The organism is Croceitalea sp. MTPC6 (assembly GCF_036985525.1).
Classification (GTDB): domain Bacteria; phylum Bacteroidota; class Bacteroidia; order Flavobacteriales; family Flavobacteriaceae; genus Croceitalea.
In genome coordinates, this window is record NZ_BTGR01000003.1 from 311,749 (window position 1) to 327,179 (window position 15,431).

A 15,431-nucleotide genomic window follows, 5' to 3' on the forward strand; every position below is an offset into this window, starting at 1 on the left:
GAAGATAAGTGCCAAATAAATCTTAAATGCTGAATGCTAGCATTTTATGTTTTTTGCCTACTTTTAATGTACCATGCAACAGGTTAAATTAAATGACGGTTCCCTTGCATCTCGGCTTGAGCAACAATTGAGGTTCGAGAAACTAATTTCGCAACTCTCAACAAGTTTCATAAACATCCCTGTCGAGAGAATCGATACTGAAATTAATAGCTCTCTCAAATCCTTGACAGAATTCATGGATGTTGATTACAGCTCTCTCAATAGCTATTCGGAAGAGACCAATCTGGCTTCGACCACACACTTTTATGCTAAACCCACATTGAAATCCTTTATTACCGAAGATGATTTCAGGGAAATTCCTATGAGTGATTTTCCTTATATAATGAGTGAAATTCGAAACAACGGGATGATCTGTGTCGGCGACGTGGATTGCTTACCAAGAGAGGCCAAGAATATCAAGAAGTTGATGAAGGAATTCGGCATACAGTCCATCTTGTATTCTGCATTGGTAATCAATGATAAAATCATAGGTTCCTTGGGCTTCGACTCCTACGAAAAGAAAATTGATTGGTCTGCCAAATATATTAGTAGGCTGAGACTGGTAGGTGAAATGTTTACAAATGCACTTAACCGGAAAAGAAAACAAGAAGAATTGCAACAAGCGTATGAACAAGTTGAAACTCTTAAAAACCAATACCAAAAAGAGAGCGAATACCTTCAAGATGAAATAAAGTTAAATCTCAATTTTGAAGAAATCATTGGAAAGAGTGGTTCGCTCAAAAATACCCTTAAGCAAGTTAAACAAGTAGCTCCAACCGACAGTACTGTTTTAATCTTAGGGGAGACGGGTACAGGAAAAGAGCTCATTGCCCGCGCAATTCATAAAAATAGTAGAAGAAACCAACGCCCTTTGATTAAGGTGAATTGTGCTGCATTGCCTACATATCTTATCGAAAGTGAACTATTCGGTCACGAAAAAGGTGCATTTACCGGTGCTATCAACCAACATATAGGACGTTTTGAAATGGCGCATGAGGGGACTATTTTTTTGGATGAAATTGGTGAGATGCCCCTAGAGCTTCAAGTAAAATTGCTGCGTGTATTGCAAGAAGGCGAGTTTGAGCGTATTGGAAACCCGAAGACCATGAACGTGAATGTTAGGGTCATTGCTGCAACAAATAGAAACTTATTGAAAGAGATTGATAAGGGAAACTTTAGGCAAGATCTTTATTACAGATTGAATGTATTCCCAGTAGAGGTGCCTCCACTTCGTGAACGAATGGAAGACCTGTCCCTTTTGGTCCGACAATTTGTGAGCAAAACTGGGAAAAAAATTGGGAAGTCCATCGATACAATCCCAGAAGCTCTTATTTCAAGATTAGGGGAACACCATTGGCCCGGCAATATTCGGGAGTTGGAGAATATCGTCGAGCGTGCCGTTATTACTTCGGAAACCAATGTATTGAGTCTTAAGGATGCCCTTATCAAAACAGAACCCTCTTTAGAACATCAACTAGTTGGTTCTTTACAAGACGTTGAAAAAAATCATATTCTTCAAGTACTTGATAAGTGCAATTGGAAGATTGAGGGTCAAACGGGTGCCAGTAAGATTCTGGATATCAACCCAAGTACCTTACGATCACGAATGTTAAAACTGGGTATTAAAAAAAATCTTTCATCTTAAATTTACTTTTCTTCCCTGGAATAATCCATCCCATTTTCTGTCATATATAGCGGAAGCTGTGGTATTTCGTGGCAACTTCTTCTCTGCTGCACGATACAGATATTTTCAAGATTCTGATTATCAATCATATAACTAATTATTGTCGCTGTGGCACGGCCATTGGATATGGTATGCCGTCCTAAAATTTTTTAATCAATAATGACGGTAATAATGGCTTTAGTAGAAGTAAGAAGCAATAAGCGGAGTGAATTTCTGAACATCATGCAAGAGGTGGCTCAAAAGACAAAGGAAGACCACTATTGTGAAAAATTTGAGATTTATCAAGATGTTGAGAATGAAAATATTTTTTCACTATTTGGGAGTTGGAAAAACCCAAACGGTTTTCGATTGCACTTAAAATCGGATCAATTCACCATGGTTCTGATTGCCTTAAAACTCCTCAAAAAAAATCCTGAGATAAGATACTTCAAAAATCAAATGACCATGGGAATCCATGGCCTTAAAGAATTGAGAAATATACTACAATCCCATTGAGGATTCCTGAAAGGTAAAAAAGTATTGAGGAGCGAATGAACCACTTGTTGAAAGATTATTGGGAAGACCTAAGATGGGAGGCCTTAATCACATGGCAAAGATTGAATTTATCAGAACTGAACCAGGTTAATGGAAACGCCATCGAATTGGAAAAATTAATACAACGTGAATATCAATATAACACATGGCAAATCCAAAAACAAATTAAGGATCTAATCAATCGATATGATAATCTGTTTTTTCTGGCAGATTGGAGTTTCATCAAGTTCCATTTATTGGATTTCTGGCCTCCACTAGATAGTAAGGATATAAAATATATCAATGGAAGCCGAGTACGAATGTTACGAACCATAGAGAGAAAATATGGATGGTCCAAAGAAAAAGCAATGGATGAGGTAAGCAGATTTCTAAGACAATTCATGGATTGAACAAAAACTATAAAAACACAATAGGAACAATAATTATTAATCAATTAAATCAAAAATCATGAGTGAAATTTTAAATGGTTACTGGAACGAGCTTAAAGGAGAGGCTCAAAAAACATGGGGAAAACTAACCCATAATGAACTAGATCAAATTGCTGGAGATACCAAAAAATTAGAAGGGCTACTACAGCAAAAATACGGTCACTCCATTGAAGAGGCCAGAAAAGAGGTGAGTAAGCTACAGGACCGCTTCGACAACATGACTTATTTAGGCGAGTGGAACCAGCTGAAAGGAAAAATGCAAAAGTATTGGGGAGAGATCACTGAAAATGAAGCAGATAAAATCAACGGTAGCAGAACACGTTTGGTTGGTCTTCTCCAGGAAAAACTTGGGAAAACCAGGTCTCAAGCCCTTGAAGAAGTAGATCAATTTTTGAAAAAAATATCCTAATAACTGTTAAAACACCTCTGGGCTATACCAGGGGTGTGATTAAATCATCTTAAAAAACAATAAAATGAAAACACATAACATTTACTTAATCGGATTTTTTTTGTCTGCCCTTTTTATTTTGGGAAGCTGTAATTCCATAAAGAACTTGAAAACGGCTGTGGAATATGATAAGCAGGCCAATTTTAATACTTACGAAAGCTATAAGTTCGATAAAGAGTTGTCGTATTCAGATACCCATGACAACTATAGTAGTCAGAATCAAAGAGCATTTGAAAACGCAATACACGATCAACTAAAAAAGAAAGGCTTGGAAGAAACTGAAACACCAAACCTACATATCAACTTTTTTGTTGTGGATACACAAGAATCCAAGAGTATAACCCATACCTCTTATCGAAACCAACGATATGGGGGCATGGCACATGTGGATACTTATATAAAGGAGTACGAGCTAGGAACATTGATAATTGATTTGGTGGATGTTTCTACCAATAAATTGGTCTGGAGGGGATTGGCGAACGGTATTATTACTGGAAAACAGGGCGACATGGATAAAACCATTAATGAGGCTGTCAAGGCAATATTATCAAAATATCCACCCAAGAGTTAAATCATCAAAAAATAAAGTACAATGAAATTCAAAAGAAAAAATTGGTGGATGTACCTCCTGAGAGGAGTGTTATTCATCGTTGTGGCCGTACTGGTATTTAGAAACCCTTTGGCCTCAATTGTGGGCTTAACGGCAACGATTGGATTGTTGACATTTTTTACGGGAACGGTTTTCATAGTAGGTAGTATCACTGTAAGAAAGTTCTATAACAAATGGGGATGGACCCTAGCCCTTGGTATTTTGGATATACTATTGGGTGCCATGTTGATGTTCTATCCCGGAATGACGGCACCTTTATTAGTCATATTCATTGGTACTTGGACAGTGGCCATTGGTATAATGGAATCCGGTCTGTCGTTCGGTCTTAAGAAGCTTAAGTTCAAGAAATGGTGGGTGTTATTGGTAATGGGATTGTTGTCCATTTTGTTTGGTGGCGTCATCATTTTCAAACCGTTGGTCGGTGCATTATCGGTAACCGTTTTTATGGGCATGCAGTTCTTGTTCTATGGAAGCTATTTGATTGCAAAAGGCTTTCAGAAAGAAGAAATACCTACGCCTAAACCAATTCCAATTGAAGACTAACATTAAGCGATAACGATATATCAGATATGATGAAAAGGGATATGTTATGTCTTACGGAAATCATACGTAAGATTGAGAAAATGAAATACCAAGGTGAACAAGTTCCAACAGATTTTTCCATAAAAGGTTATTCCAAAGGAAAAGTGGATTATCACATTCAACTGTTGAAGGATGCCGATTTCATCAAAACAAGTACAAACGAAAAAGGTCGGGAACTACCTATCAGACTTACTTGGAAAGGCCATGAGTATATATTTCAGACCTTGAACAGTACCGTTAAAGTTGTTGAGGAAGGAATAGGTGTTGTTGAAGATTTAATGTAGAATATCCTTCTTGATTCCCCCCGATAAAGGCTCAGCTGGTTGGTCTGCGCCATTTGGGGGAATCTTTCTTTAAAACTCTTGCAGTATGAATAAATTAAAACTGTTTTTCATTTTCATTTTCATTTTCGTTTTTGTTGCAGTTCACACCCAAGCGCAAATTGTAAATGTGGAATCTTTGCGAAAAGTGACCGACACCTCCAAATGGTCTGGAAATGTAGGACTCAACCTCAGTTTGATAAAGAACAAGAACGATATTTTTAAAGTCACCAATAGGGCACATTTACAATACCTGAACAAGCGAAACCTTTATTTGATTGTCGCCAATTTAAATTTTCAGCAATTGGACAGCAACAAGTTTGTAAACAGCGGTACCATTCATCTGCGTTATAACTATAAGCTCAAACCTAAAACTGCTTTGGAGGTCTTTTTTCAATCACAGTACGATGCTGTTTCCAATATTTCTTTGAGAAGTCTATCGGGACTGGGACCTAGATTCAAATTGGGTAATTCAGACAAGTACAAATTCTATTTGGGGACCTTGGTTATGCATGAGTACGAGAAATCAACAGAGACTTTCGGCACCAATATCAACAGGGATTTACTGGGAAGTGGTTACCTGTCCTTTAGCCTTTACCCCACTAACCAATTTTCCATAGTAAGTACCACTTATTACCAACCGAATCTGAAAGAATTTGCGGATTACAGAATTTCCAATGATACTTCTTTGGCCTTTGAGGTGTATAAGGGATTGGGATTTAAATCTACTTTCAACTTGCTATTTGACGCATTTCCACCAATGGGAGTTCCCAAAACCCAGTACACCTGGACCAATGGAATTGTTTACACTTTTGATTAAGAACTGGCGAAAAAGAGATAACTTTCCCCTATAACATAAGTAATCAAATATGTGTATGACAAAAATGAGTTTGAACAGTAAATTATGGGTTTTTAGACTAATTTTGGTATTGAAAGGAAAAAATCTGCTAATGATTAAACACCTATGGTTAGCACTTTTTATTTTGTTTTTTGTAGCATGTTCTGATGATGATTGTACTCAAACAATCGAAATTCCTGCTACGTTTATTAATGGTCAGCAAATATCACCTGCTAGAACTCAAGAAATACCTTGCGATGCAGAACCTATTTCCCCTCCTGTCCCTATAGGTGAAATCAACTGAAATAGCTGCTTATAATCCATTGGCTAAATGGATTATAAGTATTATCCTAAAATGTATTATCTTCATTACTAAGTCGTTTTTCACATTTTGACTATCTAAAAATTTTAGAATGAAAAGAATAGCCTTACTGATTATCGTAACCCTACCATTTATTGGATTCGCTCAGAATTCAGAATACAATGTGAGCTCTTATAAAGAAGAAGGGACAAAAGCTCCCAATACCCACTACATAGGGGAAGCTTGGCTAAATCGTTTACTGAGTGCAGATGAAAATTTAGACTATAATATTACCAAAGCCACTTTTAAAGCCAATTCTACTTTAGATTGGCATAAACATGCAACACCACAGGTTTTGGTAGTTATTGAAGGTTTAGGATATTACCAAGAGCGTGGAAAAACCCCTATTTTGATTAAAGTTGGTGACGTAATCAAGTGTGAAAAGGAAGTTGAGCATTGGCATTCTTCATCAAAAAAACATGATGTTACTTATTTGGCTATTTATGGAGGAGGAAAACTCACAGAATGGACCGAGGTACTATCCCAAGAATATTATGATAGTGTTGCACAAAAGTTGAAGAGTGATTAAAGATTATAATGTAAGTTAAAACTCAAATAAAAGAAAACCTCGTAATAATTTGCGAGGTTTTTTATGCGATAGAAATTCTGAAACCTGATTAAAGTCATATTTTTAAAAGTAGGCTAGGACTAGATTTGTGCTAAACATTTAGATATATGTGCACACTAGTCCACAAGTATAATATTCCCGGTCCGCGTTATACAAGTTATCCTACTGTTCCCTATTGGAATATGGAGACTTTTTCTGGAAAGAAATGGGAAGCAACTTTAAAACAAAGCTTTAAAGAAAGTAATACTAAAGAAGGGATTAGTCTTTATATCCATTTACCATTTTGTGAAAGTATGTGCACGTTTTGCGGTTGCCATAAACGTATCACCAAAAGGCATGATGTGGAACTGCCCTATATTAATTCAGTTTTAAAAGAATGGCAACTGTACTGTGGGTTATTTTTGGAACGACCCATTATAAAAGAATTACACTTAGGGGGAGGCACCCCAACATTCTTTTCGCCAGAAAATCTAAAAATGCTTATTAAAGGAATCTTCAAGAGGGCAGAAAAAGCTGAAGATTACGAATTTAGCTTTGAAGGCCACCCGAATAATACTACTCGAGAGCACTTGCAGGCTTTATTTGATGTTGGGTTTAGACGAGTTAGTTATGGGGTACAAGACTATAATAAAACTGTTCAAAATGCTATCCATAGAGTACAATCTTTTGAGAGTGTCAAAAATGTAACGGAATGGTCTCGTGAAATAGGCTATACCTCTATTGGGCATGATATTATCTTTGGCTTACCACACCAAAAATTGGAGCATGTTGTAGATACCATCGCAAAGACGAAAGTTTTAAAACCAGACCGTTTGGCATTTTACAGTTACGCCCACGTTCCATGGTTAAAAGGAAATGGACAACGTGGCTATAAGGATGCCGATTTACCTACTGCTGATGAGAAACGGCAACAATATGAAACAGGCAAGAAACTGTTGGCAGAAGTTGGTTATACCGAAATAGGGATGGACCACTTTGCTCTAAAAAATGATAGCTTATATAAATCGATGGAAGCTGAAAAACTACATCGCAATTTTATGGGGTATACGGCATCAAAAACACAGTTGATGGTTGGGCTTGGTGCTTCTAGTATAAGTGATAGTTGGTACAGTTTCGCACAAAACGTAAAAAGTATAGAAGAGTATACGCATTTAGTTGCGAACGGTATCATTCCCATTTATAGAGGTCATATTTTAACAAAAGAAGATATTGTTATTAGGAAGCACATTTTGAATTTGATGTGCCATATGGAAACTTCTTGGCAAGAACCTGATACTAATTTTAAAGAATTGCCCCAAGTGTTGGAGAAGCTGGAGCCCATGCAGAATGATGGTCTTATTTCCATTCTTCAAAATAAGCTTGAAGTGACTAAAAATGGAAGACCATATATTAGGAATGTCTGTATGGCATTTGACCGTAGATTACATCGTAAAATACCAGAAACCCGTTTGTTCTCAATGACAGTTTAACCTATAAATTAAAAAAAGATGAAAAGTATTATAGTGCCTGTAGATTTTTCTAAGCAATCCGAAGCTGCCCTAAAAGTGGCTGCAAAAATTGCATCAAAACATGATGCGGAACTATACGTACTACATATGTTGGAACTTTCGCCCGTTATTATGTCAGATACAGGTTATGTTTCCCAAGAGCATATTGTCCACCTTATTAAAACTGGAGAAAAACGTTTTGTAAATTTTCTTGACAAGCCTTATTTGAAAGATGTAAAGGTATTTCCTGTTATAAAGCACTATAAGGTATTCAGTGAAGTTAATGAAATAGCAGAAAAACACGATGCAGGTTTAGTGGTTATGGGCTCCCATGGCACAGATGGGCTAAAAGAAATTTTTATTGGCTCAAATACAGAAAGAGTTGTTCGTAACTCAGATGTCCCCGTTCTTGTTGTTAAAGGAGAGGTGACCAATTTTAAACATGAACGGATGGTATTCGCCAGTGATTTTAAGAAGGAGAGTATTAGCGCAATATTAGATGCAATGAATTTTGCAAGATTACTTGGAATGGAGCTTAACTTGGTATATATCAATACACCGGCAGATACTTTTTTAAGCAATAAAGATGCTTATAGAAAAATTTCCAATACGCTAGATAAGGCAAAACTTGGACTAGAAGTGGATATTTATAATGATTATTCTGTGGAGAAAGGGATATTTAATTATGCAGAATCTGTTAATGCAGATATTATTGGAATCCCAACACACGGTCGCAAAGGGTTATCACACTTTTTTATGGGGAGCATAGGGGAAGATGTTGCCAATCATTCTAAAATTCCAGTGGTAACATTTAAGATTTAACCATAAACATATTTTTGTTAGTTTTTAAAGGGGGGAGTTCGGAGGAACTTCCTCTTTTTGTATTAAAGTTATCTTAAGGCATCTATCATAAATTGATGTAGTAACCTCATTTGAGGCCTTCCTTTTCGTTTCCCCAATCTTCCAAAAATGTAAAAGGCAATCCAAAGTACAGCCATAGTTATCATAAGACTTATTTGAATTCCATAAGGTTTGTTCAACGAAGCAATGGAGTACGCCCATATACCTAGAATTATAAAGCTTGTGGCAACCCCAAAATGAAGAAACATAAAGAATGTCCAAAGCGTTGGATTTGGACCAAAAACACCAAAGATTTTACAATTCTTTTTGTCTCTTTCTTCTACCTCTAAATGTAGTTGCGGTGACCAAAAATGGTTCTCTTTTTGGTTGAATTTTATAAAAATATGTTCATCAATACGTTTTACTAAAAAGGGGGCTTTCTCAGACTGTCTCAAAGATTCCAATACGTTTTCTTTAGTCTCCGCTAATTCTAACTGAAACCTAGGACGTAATACGATATCATTTGATGCTATTTTCATGTATCTAAAATTTTTAACTGCCTGTAAATAAGCTTTCTAAAAATTTAAGAACCCATGCAACCACTCGTTGCACTCGTTCTCTCATGAATTTATTTTAATCAGTCCAATGGCTATTTTTTTATTAAAAAATTCATGTTCGTTTCACATTATGGCACTCAATTATGACATTGTATTTCTGCTGAAACCAATTCTACAACTGGTTCTGGTGATATATAGGGAATACCTAAGCCTAGGCCTCTAATAATAAAAAGGGCGCCAATCATCACCACAAAAACAGAAACTGCGTTTTGTACTCTCTTCCGAAGATTACCTTTAAGTATTCCACTAAAATAAATAGCCATAGTCATTAGAGGTATAGTTCCTAATCCAAAAAGTAGCATATATAGTGAACCTTCTAAAGCATTTCCCATAGCTATGGCTCCAAAAAGAGCCACATATACCAATCCGCAAGGTAGAAACCCATTTAAAAAACCGATAGTTAGAAAAGTATCTGGAGATTTCTTTTTCAACTCTTGACCTAATCGATTTTTAACTTTAGAAATGATTTTGTAGATGGGTTTGGACAGATTGTATTTTGCAAATGTTTTATAGGGAATCAATACAATCAATATCATTAAAACTCCAATACTGATTGATAGCTTTTGTTGCATCCCAAAGACATAAAGTCCTTTGCCCAATAAACCAAATAATAATCCAACAATACTATAGGCTAATAACCTCCCAAAGTGATAAATCAGAATCTGAGAGAATTTTTTAGTTTTATTTGTTCTATCCACTGGGAGCATAAAAGCAATAGGACCACACATTCCTACACAGTGTAGACTTCCCATTAAACCTAGTATGATAGCTGATAAAATCATATTAATAGACTATACTTTCTTTGTACAAATAAGCTTCTCCTTCATATTCCCAGGAGATTTTAATGTCCCAACGGCCATCCAACAAACGTTTGTCAGGTATGAGCAAATGTGCATTGGACAGACTTATGGATAAGTCAAAATCCAAGTGTTTGTTAGATGGCCTGTATAGAGACACTATTCCCTTTATTTTGTCATTATTATAATGGTCTGGAAATTTTAAAAGCAAACCTTGTGAAGTTTTTTCAACACTCATTTTTGCCTTATTAACAGCGTTAGTCGCTGCATCAATCTCATTTTGATATTCAAGCTCTGCCTTATAATATTCTTCTGTAACCAAATCGTGGTTTGCACGATTGTCCATGCTCATTCGAACAACAAAAAATAGAATGAAACTTATGAATCCAATAAATGATAATACTATTGCTGTTCCCCAGTTTATTTTCATGATTTTTTCTATTTATAACTTCTAGGTGCTAAAAATGCAGTAGTTGTGGTTTCAATTAATTTACCATCGCTATACACTCCAATTTTTACTTTTTCTTTGTCACTTTTTATAGCTGCATTGTTTATCTCAATAAAAAGTGTTCCTTCTGCTAAATCCTGTGACGGAACTTTAAAATCTTCACCTCTAACTAAAGCAATAGTACCTTTATGGGAGAGTAATTTAAAATTCACATTTTTAATATCGTTAGTGGTCTTATTGACCAATTTAAAGGTGTAGACATTGCTGATAATATTACCTTCTTTACGCTCATACAATTGTCCAGGAAGCCTAAGAATATTAGCTTCTAAATCATTTCTCAAGAAAAGCATCCCAACTAGTATCCCAATTAAAATTATTAGGACCGCAGTGTATCCTTTTAACCGAGGTGTAAATGTGAATTTCTCCTTTTTTGTTATCTCATTTTCACTGGCATAGCGTATCAAACCTTTTGGAAGGTTTACCTTTTCCATGATAGTGTCGCATTCATCAATACAAGCTGTACAATTAACACACTCTAGCTGTGTTCCATTTCTAATATCAATCCCGGTAGGGCATACGTTTACACATTGAAAACAATCGATACAATCACCGTGACCCAAGGCTGCTCTATCTTCATTTTTACGAAATTTCTTTCTACCATTTTCTGATTCTCCTCGTTTATGGTCATAGGCAACTACAATAGATTTGTTATCCAGTAAAACTCCTTGCATTCTTCCGTAAGGACAAGCGATAATACAGACTTGCTCCCTAAACCACACAAAAACCCAATAAAAAACTGAAGTGAAAATTAATAGCGCAATCATAGTGCTAAGGTGCTTTAATGGGCCATCACTTACATAAGCTATCAACTTATCGCTACCTATTAAATAGGCAAGAAAAACATTGGCTATCAAAAAAGAGATAATGAAAAAGATAATCCATTTGGTAACTCGTTTTCTGATTTTCTCAGCATTCCATTCTTGGCGGTCTAATTTAATTTGAGCACCACGGTCACCATCTATCCAATATTCTATTCTTCGGAATACCATCTCCAAAAAAATAGTTTGTGGGCACATCCATCCACAGAAAATACGCCCAAACGCAACTGTAAATAAGGCTACAAAAATCACCCCTATAATCATGGAGATAACAAACAAATGGAAATCCTGAGGCCAGAATGGGAAACCAAATATATTGAACCGACGTTCTAAAACATTGAACATCAAAAATTGGTTACCATCGATTTTTATAAATGGTGCAGCAAACAAAAATGCAAGTAGAAAGTAACTAACATACTTTCGGTAGGTATACCACTTGCCGTTTGGCTTTTTTGGATAGATCCATGCACGTTTTCCCTCTTCATTAATGGTTCCTATGCTATCCCTAAAATTTTCTTGGTCTTGCGCCATGTTATCTTTCTTAATTGCTAACCATTGAGAACCGCATTACAGTTGACAGTGAAAATCCTAGGAACTATTTCAATGCCACAGTGGTGGAATCTGCAACAACAGTAGCAGAATCCTTTACTTGTTCTGGTGTTACTTGTTCTTCTTGACCTGCATTTTCATCTATCCAAATATCGCCTTCAGGGTCTTTAGGGTTGGCTGCTGTTGTACCTTGAAAAGTGAGCACATAGCTTGCCACTTGAGCCATTTCGGCAGGTTTTAGGATCTGCTTCCAAGCCACCATGCCTTTACCATCTCGTCCACCTTCTGAAATAGTATTGAAAACATTTTTGATTCCGCCCCCTAAAATCCAATTTTGGTCAGTTAGGTTAGGACCTATTCCGCCACCGCCATCTGCCATATGACAGGCCACACAGTTGGTTTCAAAAATTGCTTTTCCCGCATTAAGGTCAGATGCATCAGTCAATAACTCAACAGTGTTTACATCGACTAAATCCTTAGCGGTCCTCTTATATTCTTCAATGGCTATTTGGGCAGCAGCTACTTCTTGTTCGTATTCCAAGTCTTGGTCATAGTCATTAAATACATGAAAACGAGCTAAATAAATTACCCCAAAGATGATGGTTGCATAAAACATATAGACCCACCATGGCGGTAGTTTATTATCTAGCTCTCTAATACCATCGTAATTATGGTCAAGAATAATCTCCCCTTCTTCTTCAATAGGTTTGGAGCCTAATAGTTTTTTGTACATCCGTTTTCCCCAGGACCATTCCCATGATTTGGATTTTGAAGCCAAGTAACGTTCCTTAGCTTCATCCGAAAGCGTTTGATACATGACATTTTCTATTGCCTGCACTATTAATTCTATGGCAATCAACAACACCAATACAAAGAGTAAAAAGAACTGTGCTACTTGGTTTTCTATAAACGCTGGTTTATCACCAGAGTCGATAAAGTATTCCATCAACCCAAAAATCAAAAAGAAAAGGACAAGGACTCTAAGCCAACTTATGGAGCTAAATTTCATAGTTCAAAATTTTCTTGGTTATTATCATCTAAGGGTAGGTTGCTCATTTCTTTAATATGGCTTTTGGTAGCGGTAAATACCCACAGACCCAAAATCACAAAAAAGAGAAAGAAGATTAGCAGTGATATCATAGGATATGTGGCAATGCCTTCCATACTTTCCATATGATTTTTTACAAACTTTAGCATGATGTATTAATTTTTTGAGATTATTTCTTCAGTTTCTTTTATTTTGATATCCGTGCCCAAGCGTTGGAGATAGGCTATCATAGCTATAATCTCACGGTCGCGCATCTCAATGAAATCTTCACCATTTTCAGCAGCGTACTTTTTATCTGCTTCATAGGTTTGGGCAAAATCAGGGTTTGTATAAAGGCTTTCTACAATTTTATTAGCTTGTTCCTCCATAGATGCTTCTGCATTTGCTATATCTTCCTCGGTATACGGCACTCCCAAAGAGACCATAGCTTTCATTTTATCTTGTATATCACTACGGTCATGTTCATCACGAATCAACCATGAATAAGAGGGCATAATAGAGCCAGAAGAGGTGCTCTGAGGGTCATACATATGGTTTAAGTGCCAAGTATCAGAATACTTACCTCCAACTCTTAGTAAATCGGGACCGGTACGTTTGCTTCCCCATAAGAAAGGGTGGTCGTATACAAATTCTCCCGCTTTGGCATATTCTCCATAACGTTCTACCTCACTACGGAAAGGACGTATCATCTGGGAGTGACAGCCTACACAACCTTCTCTTATGTAGAGGTCACGCCCCTCTAATTCTAAAGGGGTATACGGTTTAACACTAGTTATGGTTGGGATATTTGATTTCACCAAAATTGTGGGAACAATTTGTATAATACCCCCGATTAAAATAGCAACTGTTGCTAAAATGGTCAATTGGATAGGCTTACGCTCCAGCCAAGTATGGAATGTTTCTCCAGCAGTTCTCTTTTTGGATACTCTGGTCAAAGGTGCAGCTTCTGCCAATTCATCATCAACTTTACTACCTGAACGCATTGTCATAACAACATTATAAATCATCACACAAGCACCTATAATAAACATACTTCCACCAATGGCTCTCATCCAATACATTGGCATAATTTCATTTACGGTTTCTAAGAAGTTACCGTAAACAAGTGTGCCATCTGGGTTAAAATCTTTCCACATTAAAGCTTGGGTAAATCCAGCAACGTACATTGGCAAGGCATAGAGAATAATCCCTAGGGTTCCAATCCAGAAATGTAGGTTTGCCAATCCCTTAGAATAAAGTCGGGTTTTAGTCATTTTTGGTATTAACCAATAAATCATCCCAAAAGTCAAGAAACCGTTCCATGCCAATGCTCCAACATGAACGTGAGCAATAATCCAATCACTAAAGTGTGCGATAGCATTCACGTTTTTAAGGGATAACATGGGTCCTTCAAATGTGGCCATACCGTAACCAGTAATGGCTACCACCATAAATTTTAATGTTGGGTCTGTTCGTACTTTATCCCAAGCGCCACGTAGGGTTAACAATCCATTTATCATACCACCCCAAGAAGGAGCAATCAGCATAATGGAAAAGGCGACACCAAGATTTTGTGCCCAATCTGGAAGTGAAGAATACAATAAGTGATGCGGACCAGCCCAGATATATATAAATATTAATGACCAGAAGTGGACAATGGATAATCGATATGAATAGATAGGCCTATTGGCAGCTTTAGGAACAAAATAATACATAAGTCCTAAGAAGGGTGTAGTTAAGAAAAATGCAACCGCATTATGCCCATACCACCATTGTACCAATGCATCTTGTACTCCTGCATAAACGGAGTAACTTTTTAAAGCACTTACAGGAAGCTCCAAACTGTTGAAAATATGTAACACAGCAACAGTAACAAAAGTTGCTAAGTAAAACCAAATGGCAACATACAAGTGGCGCTGTCTACGTTTAATCATTGTGCCAATTAGGTTTATACCAAAGGCTACCCAAACCAACGCAATGGCGATATCTATTGGCCACTCTAATTCTGCATATTCTTTAGAAGTAGTATAACCTAAGGGGAGCGTTATTGCTGCTGCCACAATAATTGCCTGCCATCCCCAAAAGTTAAAATTACTTAGGGCATCACTAAACATTCTAGCCTTAAGCAAACGTTGTGTGGAATAATAGACTCCAGCAAAAATGGCATTACCCACAAATGCAAAGATTACTGCATTGGTGTGTAAGGGTCGCAAACGCCCAAAACTAAGCCACGAGATTCCGTCTGTAAGATTAGGAAACATAAACATAAAAGCGATGAGTAGGCCTACTGCCATTCCTACAATTCCCCATAGCATTGTTGCATAGAGAAATTTCTTCACAATTTTATTATCATAGTAAAACTGCTGTACTTCCATA

The 15,431-nt window shown here is 36.8% G+C and carries 20 protein-coding genes; 12 read left to right on the forward strand and 8 right to left on the reverse strand.

All coding sequences use genetic code 11. The annotated features are described in order from the left end of the window. Positions 1-73 precede the first annotated feature (73 nt). A complete protein-coding gene (locus AACP56_RS08100) occupies positions 74-1,684 on the forward strand; it encodes a sigma-54 interaction domain-containing protein (RefSeq protein WP_339335602.1) in 1,611 nt (536 codons plus the stop codon). A gap of 2 nt (positions 1,685-1,686) precedes the next feature. Here AACP56_RS08100 and AACP56_RS08105 read toward each other — a convergent pair whose 3' ends face one another. Next, positions 1,687-1,812 carry a hypothetical protein gene (locus AACP56_RS08105; protein ID WP_339335600.1) on the reverse strand — a complete coding sequence of 42 codons (126 nt, stop codon included), beginning with the start codon at positions 1,810-1,812 and terminating at the stop codon, positions 1,687-1,689. 82 nt (positions 1,813-1,894) lie between these two features. Between AACP56_RS08105 and AACP56_RS08110 the strand changes: the two genes are divergently transcribed. The 11 genes from AACP56_RS08110 to AACP56_RS08160 all read left to right on the forward strand — a co-directional run bounded on the left by AACP56_RS08110 (position 1,895) and on the right by AACP56_RS08160 (position 8,721). After that, positions 1,895-2,218, forward strand: coding sequence for a putative quinol monooxygenase (locus tag AACP56_RS08110; RefSeq protein WP_339335598.1), 324 nt, complete (start codon positions 1,895-1,897; stop codon positions 2,216-2,218). 35 nt (positions 2,219-2,253) lie between these two features. Then, positions 2,254-2,646, forward strand: a complete 393-nt coding sequence (locus AACP56_RS08115) for a hypothetical protein (RefSeq protein WP_339335596.1) — start codon at positions 2,254-2,256, stop codon at positions 2,644-2,646. A 58-nt stretch (positions 2,647-2,704) separates the two neighbouring features. Then, a complete protein-coding gene (locus AACP56_RS08120) occupies positions 2,705-3,094 on the forward strand; it encodes a CsbD family protein (protein ID WP_339335594.1) in 390 nt (129 codons plus the stop codon). A gap of 64 nt (positions 3,095-3,158) precedes the next feature. Next, on the forward strand, positions 3,159-3,704 hold the full coding sequence (locus AACP56_RS08125) for a DUF4136 domain-containing protein (protein WP_339335592.1): 546 nt from the start codon (positions 3,159-3,161) through the stop codon (positions 3,702-3,704). A 21-nt stretch (positions 3,705-3,725) separates the two neighbouring features. Continuing rightward, positions 3,726-4,286 (forward strand): HdeD family acid-resistance protein, encoded by a 561-nt coding sequence (locus AACP56_RS08130; RefSeq protein ID WP_339335590.1) that lies wholly within the window; start codon positions 3,726-3,728, stop codon positions 4,284-4,286. A gap of 41 nt (positions 4,287-4,327) precedes the next feature. Beyond that, the gene (locus AACP56_RS08135) at positions 4,328-4,609 is read left to right on the forward strand and encodes a DUF2513 domain-containing protein (protein ID WP_339339904.1); all 282 of its coding nucleotides are present in this window, start codon (positions 4,328-4,330) and stop codon (positions 4,607-4,609) included. Between the two features lie 85 nt (positions 4,610-4,694). After that, on the forward strand, positions 4,695-5,465 hold the full coding sequence (locus AACP56_RS08140; RefSeq protein ID WP_339335586.1) for a DUF481 domain-containing protein: 771 nt from the start codon (positions 4,695-4,697) through the stop codon (positions 5,463-5,465). Between the two features lie 130 nt (positions 5,466-5,595). Next, positions 5,596-5,787 (forward strand): hypothetical protein, encoded by a 192-nt coding sequence (locus AACP56_RS08145; RefSeq protein ID WP_339335584.1) that lies wholly within the window; start codon positions 5,596-5,598, stop codon positions 5,785-5,787. A gap of 109 nt (positions 5,788-5,896) precedes the next feature. Beyond that, positions 5,897-6,373, forward strand: a complete 477-nt coding sequence (locus tag AACP56_RS08150; protein WP_339335582.1) for a cupin domain-containing protein — start codon at positions 5,897-5,899, stop codon at positions 6,371-6,373. 146 nt (positions 6,374-6,519) lie between these two features. After that, the gene (gene hemN / locus AACP56_RS08155) at positions 6,520-7,881 is read left to right on the forward strand and encodes an oxygen-independent coproporphyrinogen III oxidase (protein WP_339335580.1); all 1,362 of its coding nucleotides are present in this window, start codon (positions 6,520-6,522) and stop codon (positions 7,879-7,881) included. A gap of 18 nt (positions 7,882-7,899) precedes the next feature. Further along, the gene (locus tag AACP56_RS08160; RefSeq protein ID WP_339335578.1) at positions 7,900-8,721 is read left to right on the forward strand and encodes a universal stress protein; all 822 of its coding nucleotides are present in this window, start codon (positions 7,900-7,902) and stop codon (positions 8,719-8,721) included. A 68-nt stretch (positions 8,722-8,789) separates the two neighbouring features. On the opposite strand, the gene AACP56_RS08165 is transcribed toward AACP56_RS08160, so the two are convergent. The 7 genes from AACP56_RS08165 to ccoN all read right to left on the reverse strand — a co-directional run bounded on the left by AACP56_RS08165 (position 8,790) and on the right by ccoN (position 15,430). Then, positions 8,790-9,278 (reverse strand): GTP-binding protein, encoded by a 489-nt coding sequence (locus AACP56_RS08165; protein ID WP_339335576.1) that lies wholly within the window; start codon positions 9,276-9,278, stop codon positions 8,790-8,792. Positions 9,279-9,433: 155 nt separating this feature from the next. Further along, entirely contained in the window at positions 9,434-10,138 is a 705-nt protein-coding gene (locus tag AACP56_RS08170) for a sulfite exporter TauE/SafE family protein (protein WP_339335574.1), read from the reverse strand. 1 nt (position 10,139) lies between these two features. Then, entirely contained in the window at positions 10,140-10,583 is a 444-nt protein-coding gene (locus tag AACP56_RS08175; protein WP_339144681.1) for a FixH family protein, read from the reverse strand. Positions 10,584-10,591: 8 nt separating this feature from the next. Further along, a complete protein-coding gene (gene ccoG / locus AACP56_RS08180; RefSeq protein ID WP_339335572.1) occupies positions 10,592-12,010 on the reverse strand; it encodes a cytochrome c oxidase accessory protein CcoG in 1,419 nt (472 codons plus the stop codon). Between the two features lie 64 nt (positions 12,011-12,074). Continuing rightward, positions 12,075-13,037 carry a cbb3-type cytochrome c oxidase N-terminal domain-containing protein gene (locus AACP56_RS08185; RefSeq protein WP_339335570.1) on the reverse strand — a complete coding sequence of 321 codons (963 nt, stop codon included), beginning with the start codon at positions 13,035-13,037 and terminating at the stop codon, positions 12,075-12,077. Further along, positions 13,034-13,225 (reverse strand): CcoQ/FixQ family Cbb3-type cytochrome c oxidase assembly chaperone, encoded by a 192-nt coding sequence (locus AACP56_RS08190; RefSeq protein WP_339144684.1) that lies wholly within the window; start codon positions 13,223-13,225, stop codon positions 13,034-13,036. Before AACP56_RS08190 ends, AACP56_RS08185 begins: the two co-directional genes overlap by 4 nt. Before the next feature lie 6 nt (positions 13,226-13,231). Then, positions 13,232-15,430, reverse strand: a complete 2,199-nt coding sequence (ccoN, locus tag AACP56_RS08195) for a cytochrome-c oxidase, cbb3-type subunit I (protein WP_339335568.1) — start codon at positions 15,428-15,430, stop codon at positions 13,232-13,234. Between the last annotated feature and the right edge of the window lies 1 nt (position 15,431).

What these genes read in the sequence shown, in the direction of transcription:
- AACP56_RS08100 (WP_339335602.1), top strand. Translation starts at nt 74, where the DNA reads ATGCAACAGGTTAAATTAAATGACGGTTCCCTTGCATCTCGGCTTGAG.
- AACP56_RS08105 (WP_339335600.1), bottom strand. Translation starts at nt 1,812, where the DNA reads ATGATTGATAATCAGAATCTTGAAAATATCTGTATCGTGCAGCAGAGA.
- AACP56_RS08110 (WP_339335598.1), top strand. Translation starts at nt 1,895, where the DNA reads ATGGCTTTAGTAGAAGTAAGAAGCAATAAGCGGAGTGAATTTCTGAAC.
- AACP56_RS08115 (WP_339335596.1), top strand. Translation starts at nt 2,254, where the DNA reads ATGAACCACTTGTTGAAAGATTATTGGGAAGACCTAAGATGGGAGGCC.
- AACP56_RS08120 (WP_339335594.1), top strand. Translation starts at nt 2,705, where the DNA reads ATGAGTGAAATTTTAAATGGTTACTGGAACGAGCTTAAAGGAGAGGCT.
- AACP56_RS08125 (WP_339335592.1), top strand. Translation starts at nt 3,159, where the DNA reads ATGAAAACACATAACATTTACTTAATCGGATTTTTTTTGTCTGCCCTT.
- AACP56_RS08130 (WP_339335590.1), top strand. Translation starts at nt 3,726, where the DNA reads ATGAAATTCAAAAGAAAAAATTGGTGGATGTACCTCCTGAGAGGAGTG.
- AACP56_RS08135 (WP_339339904.1), top strand. Translation starts at nt 4,328, where the DNA reads ATGTTATGTCTTACGGAAATCATACGTAAGATTGAGAAAATGAAATAC.
- AACP56_RS08140 (WP_339335586.1), top strand. Translation starts at nt 4,695, where the DNA reads ATGAATAAATTAAAACTGTTTTTCATTTTCATTTTCATTTTCGTTTTT.
- AACP56_RS08145 (WP_339335584.1), top strand. Translation starts at nt 5,596, where the DNA reads ATGATTAAACACCTATGGTTAGCACTTTTTATTTTGTTTTTTGTAGCA.
- AACP56_RS08150 (WP_339335582.1), top strand. Translation starts at nt 5,897, where the DNA reads ATGAAAAGAATAGCCTTACTGATTATCGTAACCCTACCATTTATTGGA.
- hemN (WP_339335580.1), top strand. Translation starts at nt 6,520, where the DNA reads ATGTGCACACTAGTCCACAAGTATAATATTCCCGGTCCGCGTTATACA.
- AACP56_RS08160 (WP_339335578.1), top strand. Translation starts at nt 7,900, where the DNA reads ATGAAAAGTATTATAGTGCCTGTAGATTTTTCTAAGCAATCCGAAGCT.
- AACP56_RS08165 (WP_339335576.1), bottom strand. Translation starts at nt 9,278, where the DNA reads ATGAAAATAGCATCAAATGATATCGTATTACGTCCTAGGTTTCAGTTA.
- AACP56_RS08170 (WP_339335574.1), bottom strand. Translation starts at nt 10,138, where the DNA reads ATGATTTTATCAGCTATCATACTAGGTTTAATGGGAAGTCTACACTGT.
- AACP56_RS08175 (WP_339144681.1), bottom strand. Translation starts at nt 10,583, where the DNA reads ATGAAAATAAACTGGGGAACAGCAATAGTATTATCATTTATTGGATTC.
- ccoG (WP_339335572.1), bottom strand. Translation starts at nt 12,010, where the DNA reads ATGGCGCAAGACCAAGAAAATTTTAGGGATAGCATAGGAACCATTAAT.
- AACP56_RS08185 (WP_339335570.1), bottom strand. Translation starts at nt 13,037, where the DNA reads ATGAAATTTAGCTCCATAAGTTGGCTTAGAGTCCTTGTCCTTTTCTTT.
- AACP56_RS08190 (WP_339144684.1), bottom strand. Translation starts at nt 13,225, where the DNA reads ATGCTAAAGTTTGTAAAAAATCATATGGAAAGTATGGAAGGCATTGCC.
- ccoN (WP_339335568.1), bottom strand. Translation starts at nt 15,430, where the DNA reads ATGGAAGTACAGCAGTTTTACTATGATAATAAAATTGTGAAGAAATTT.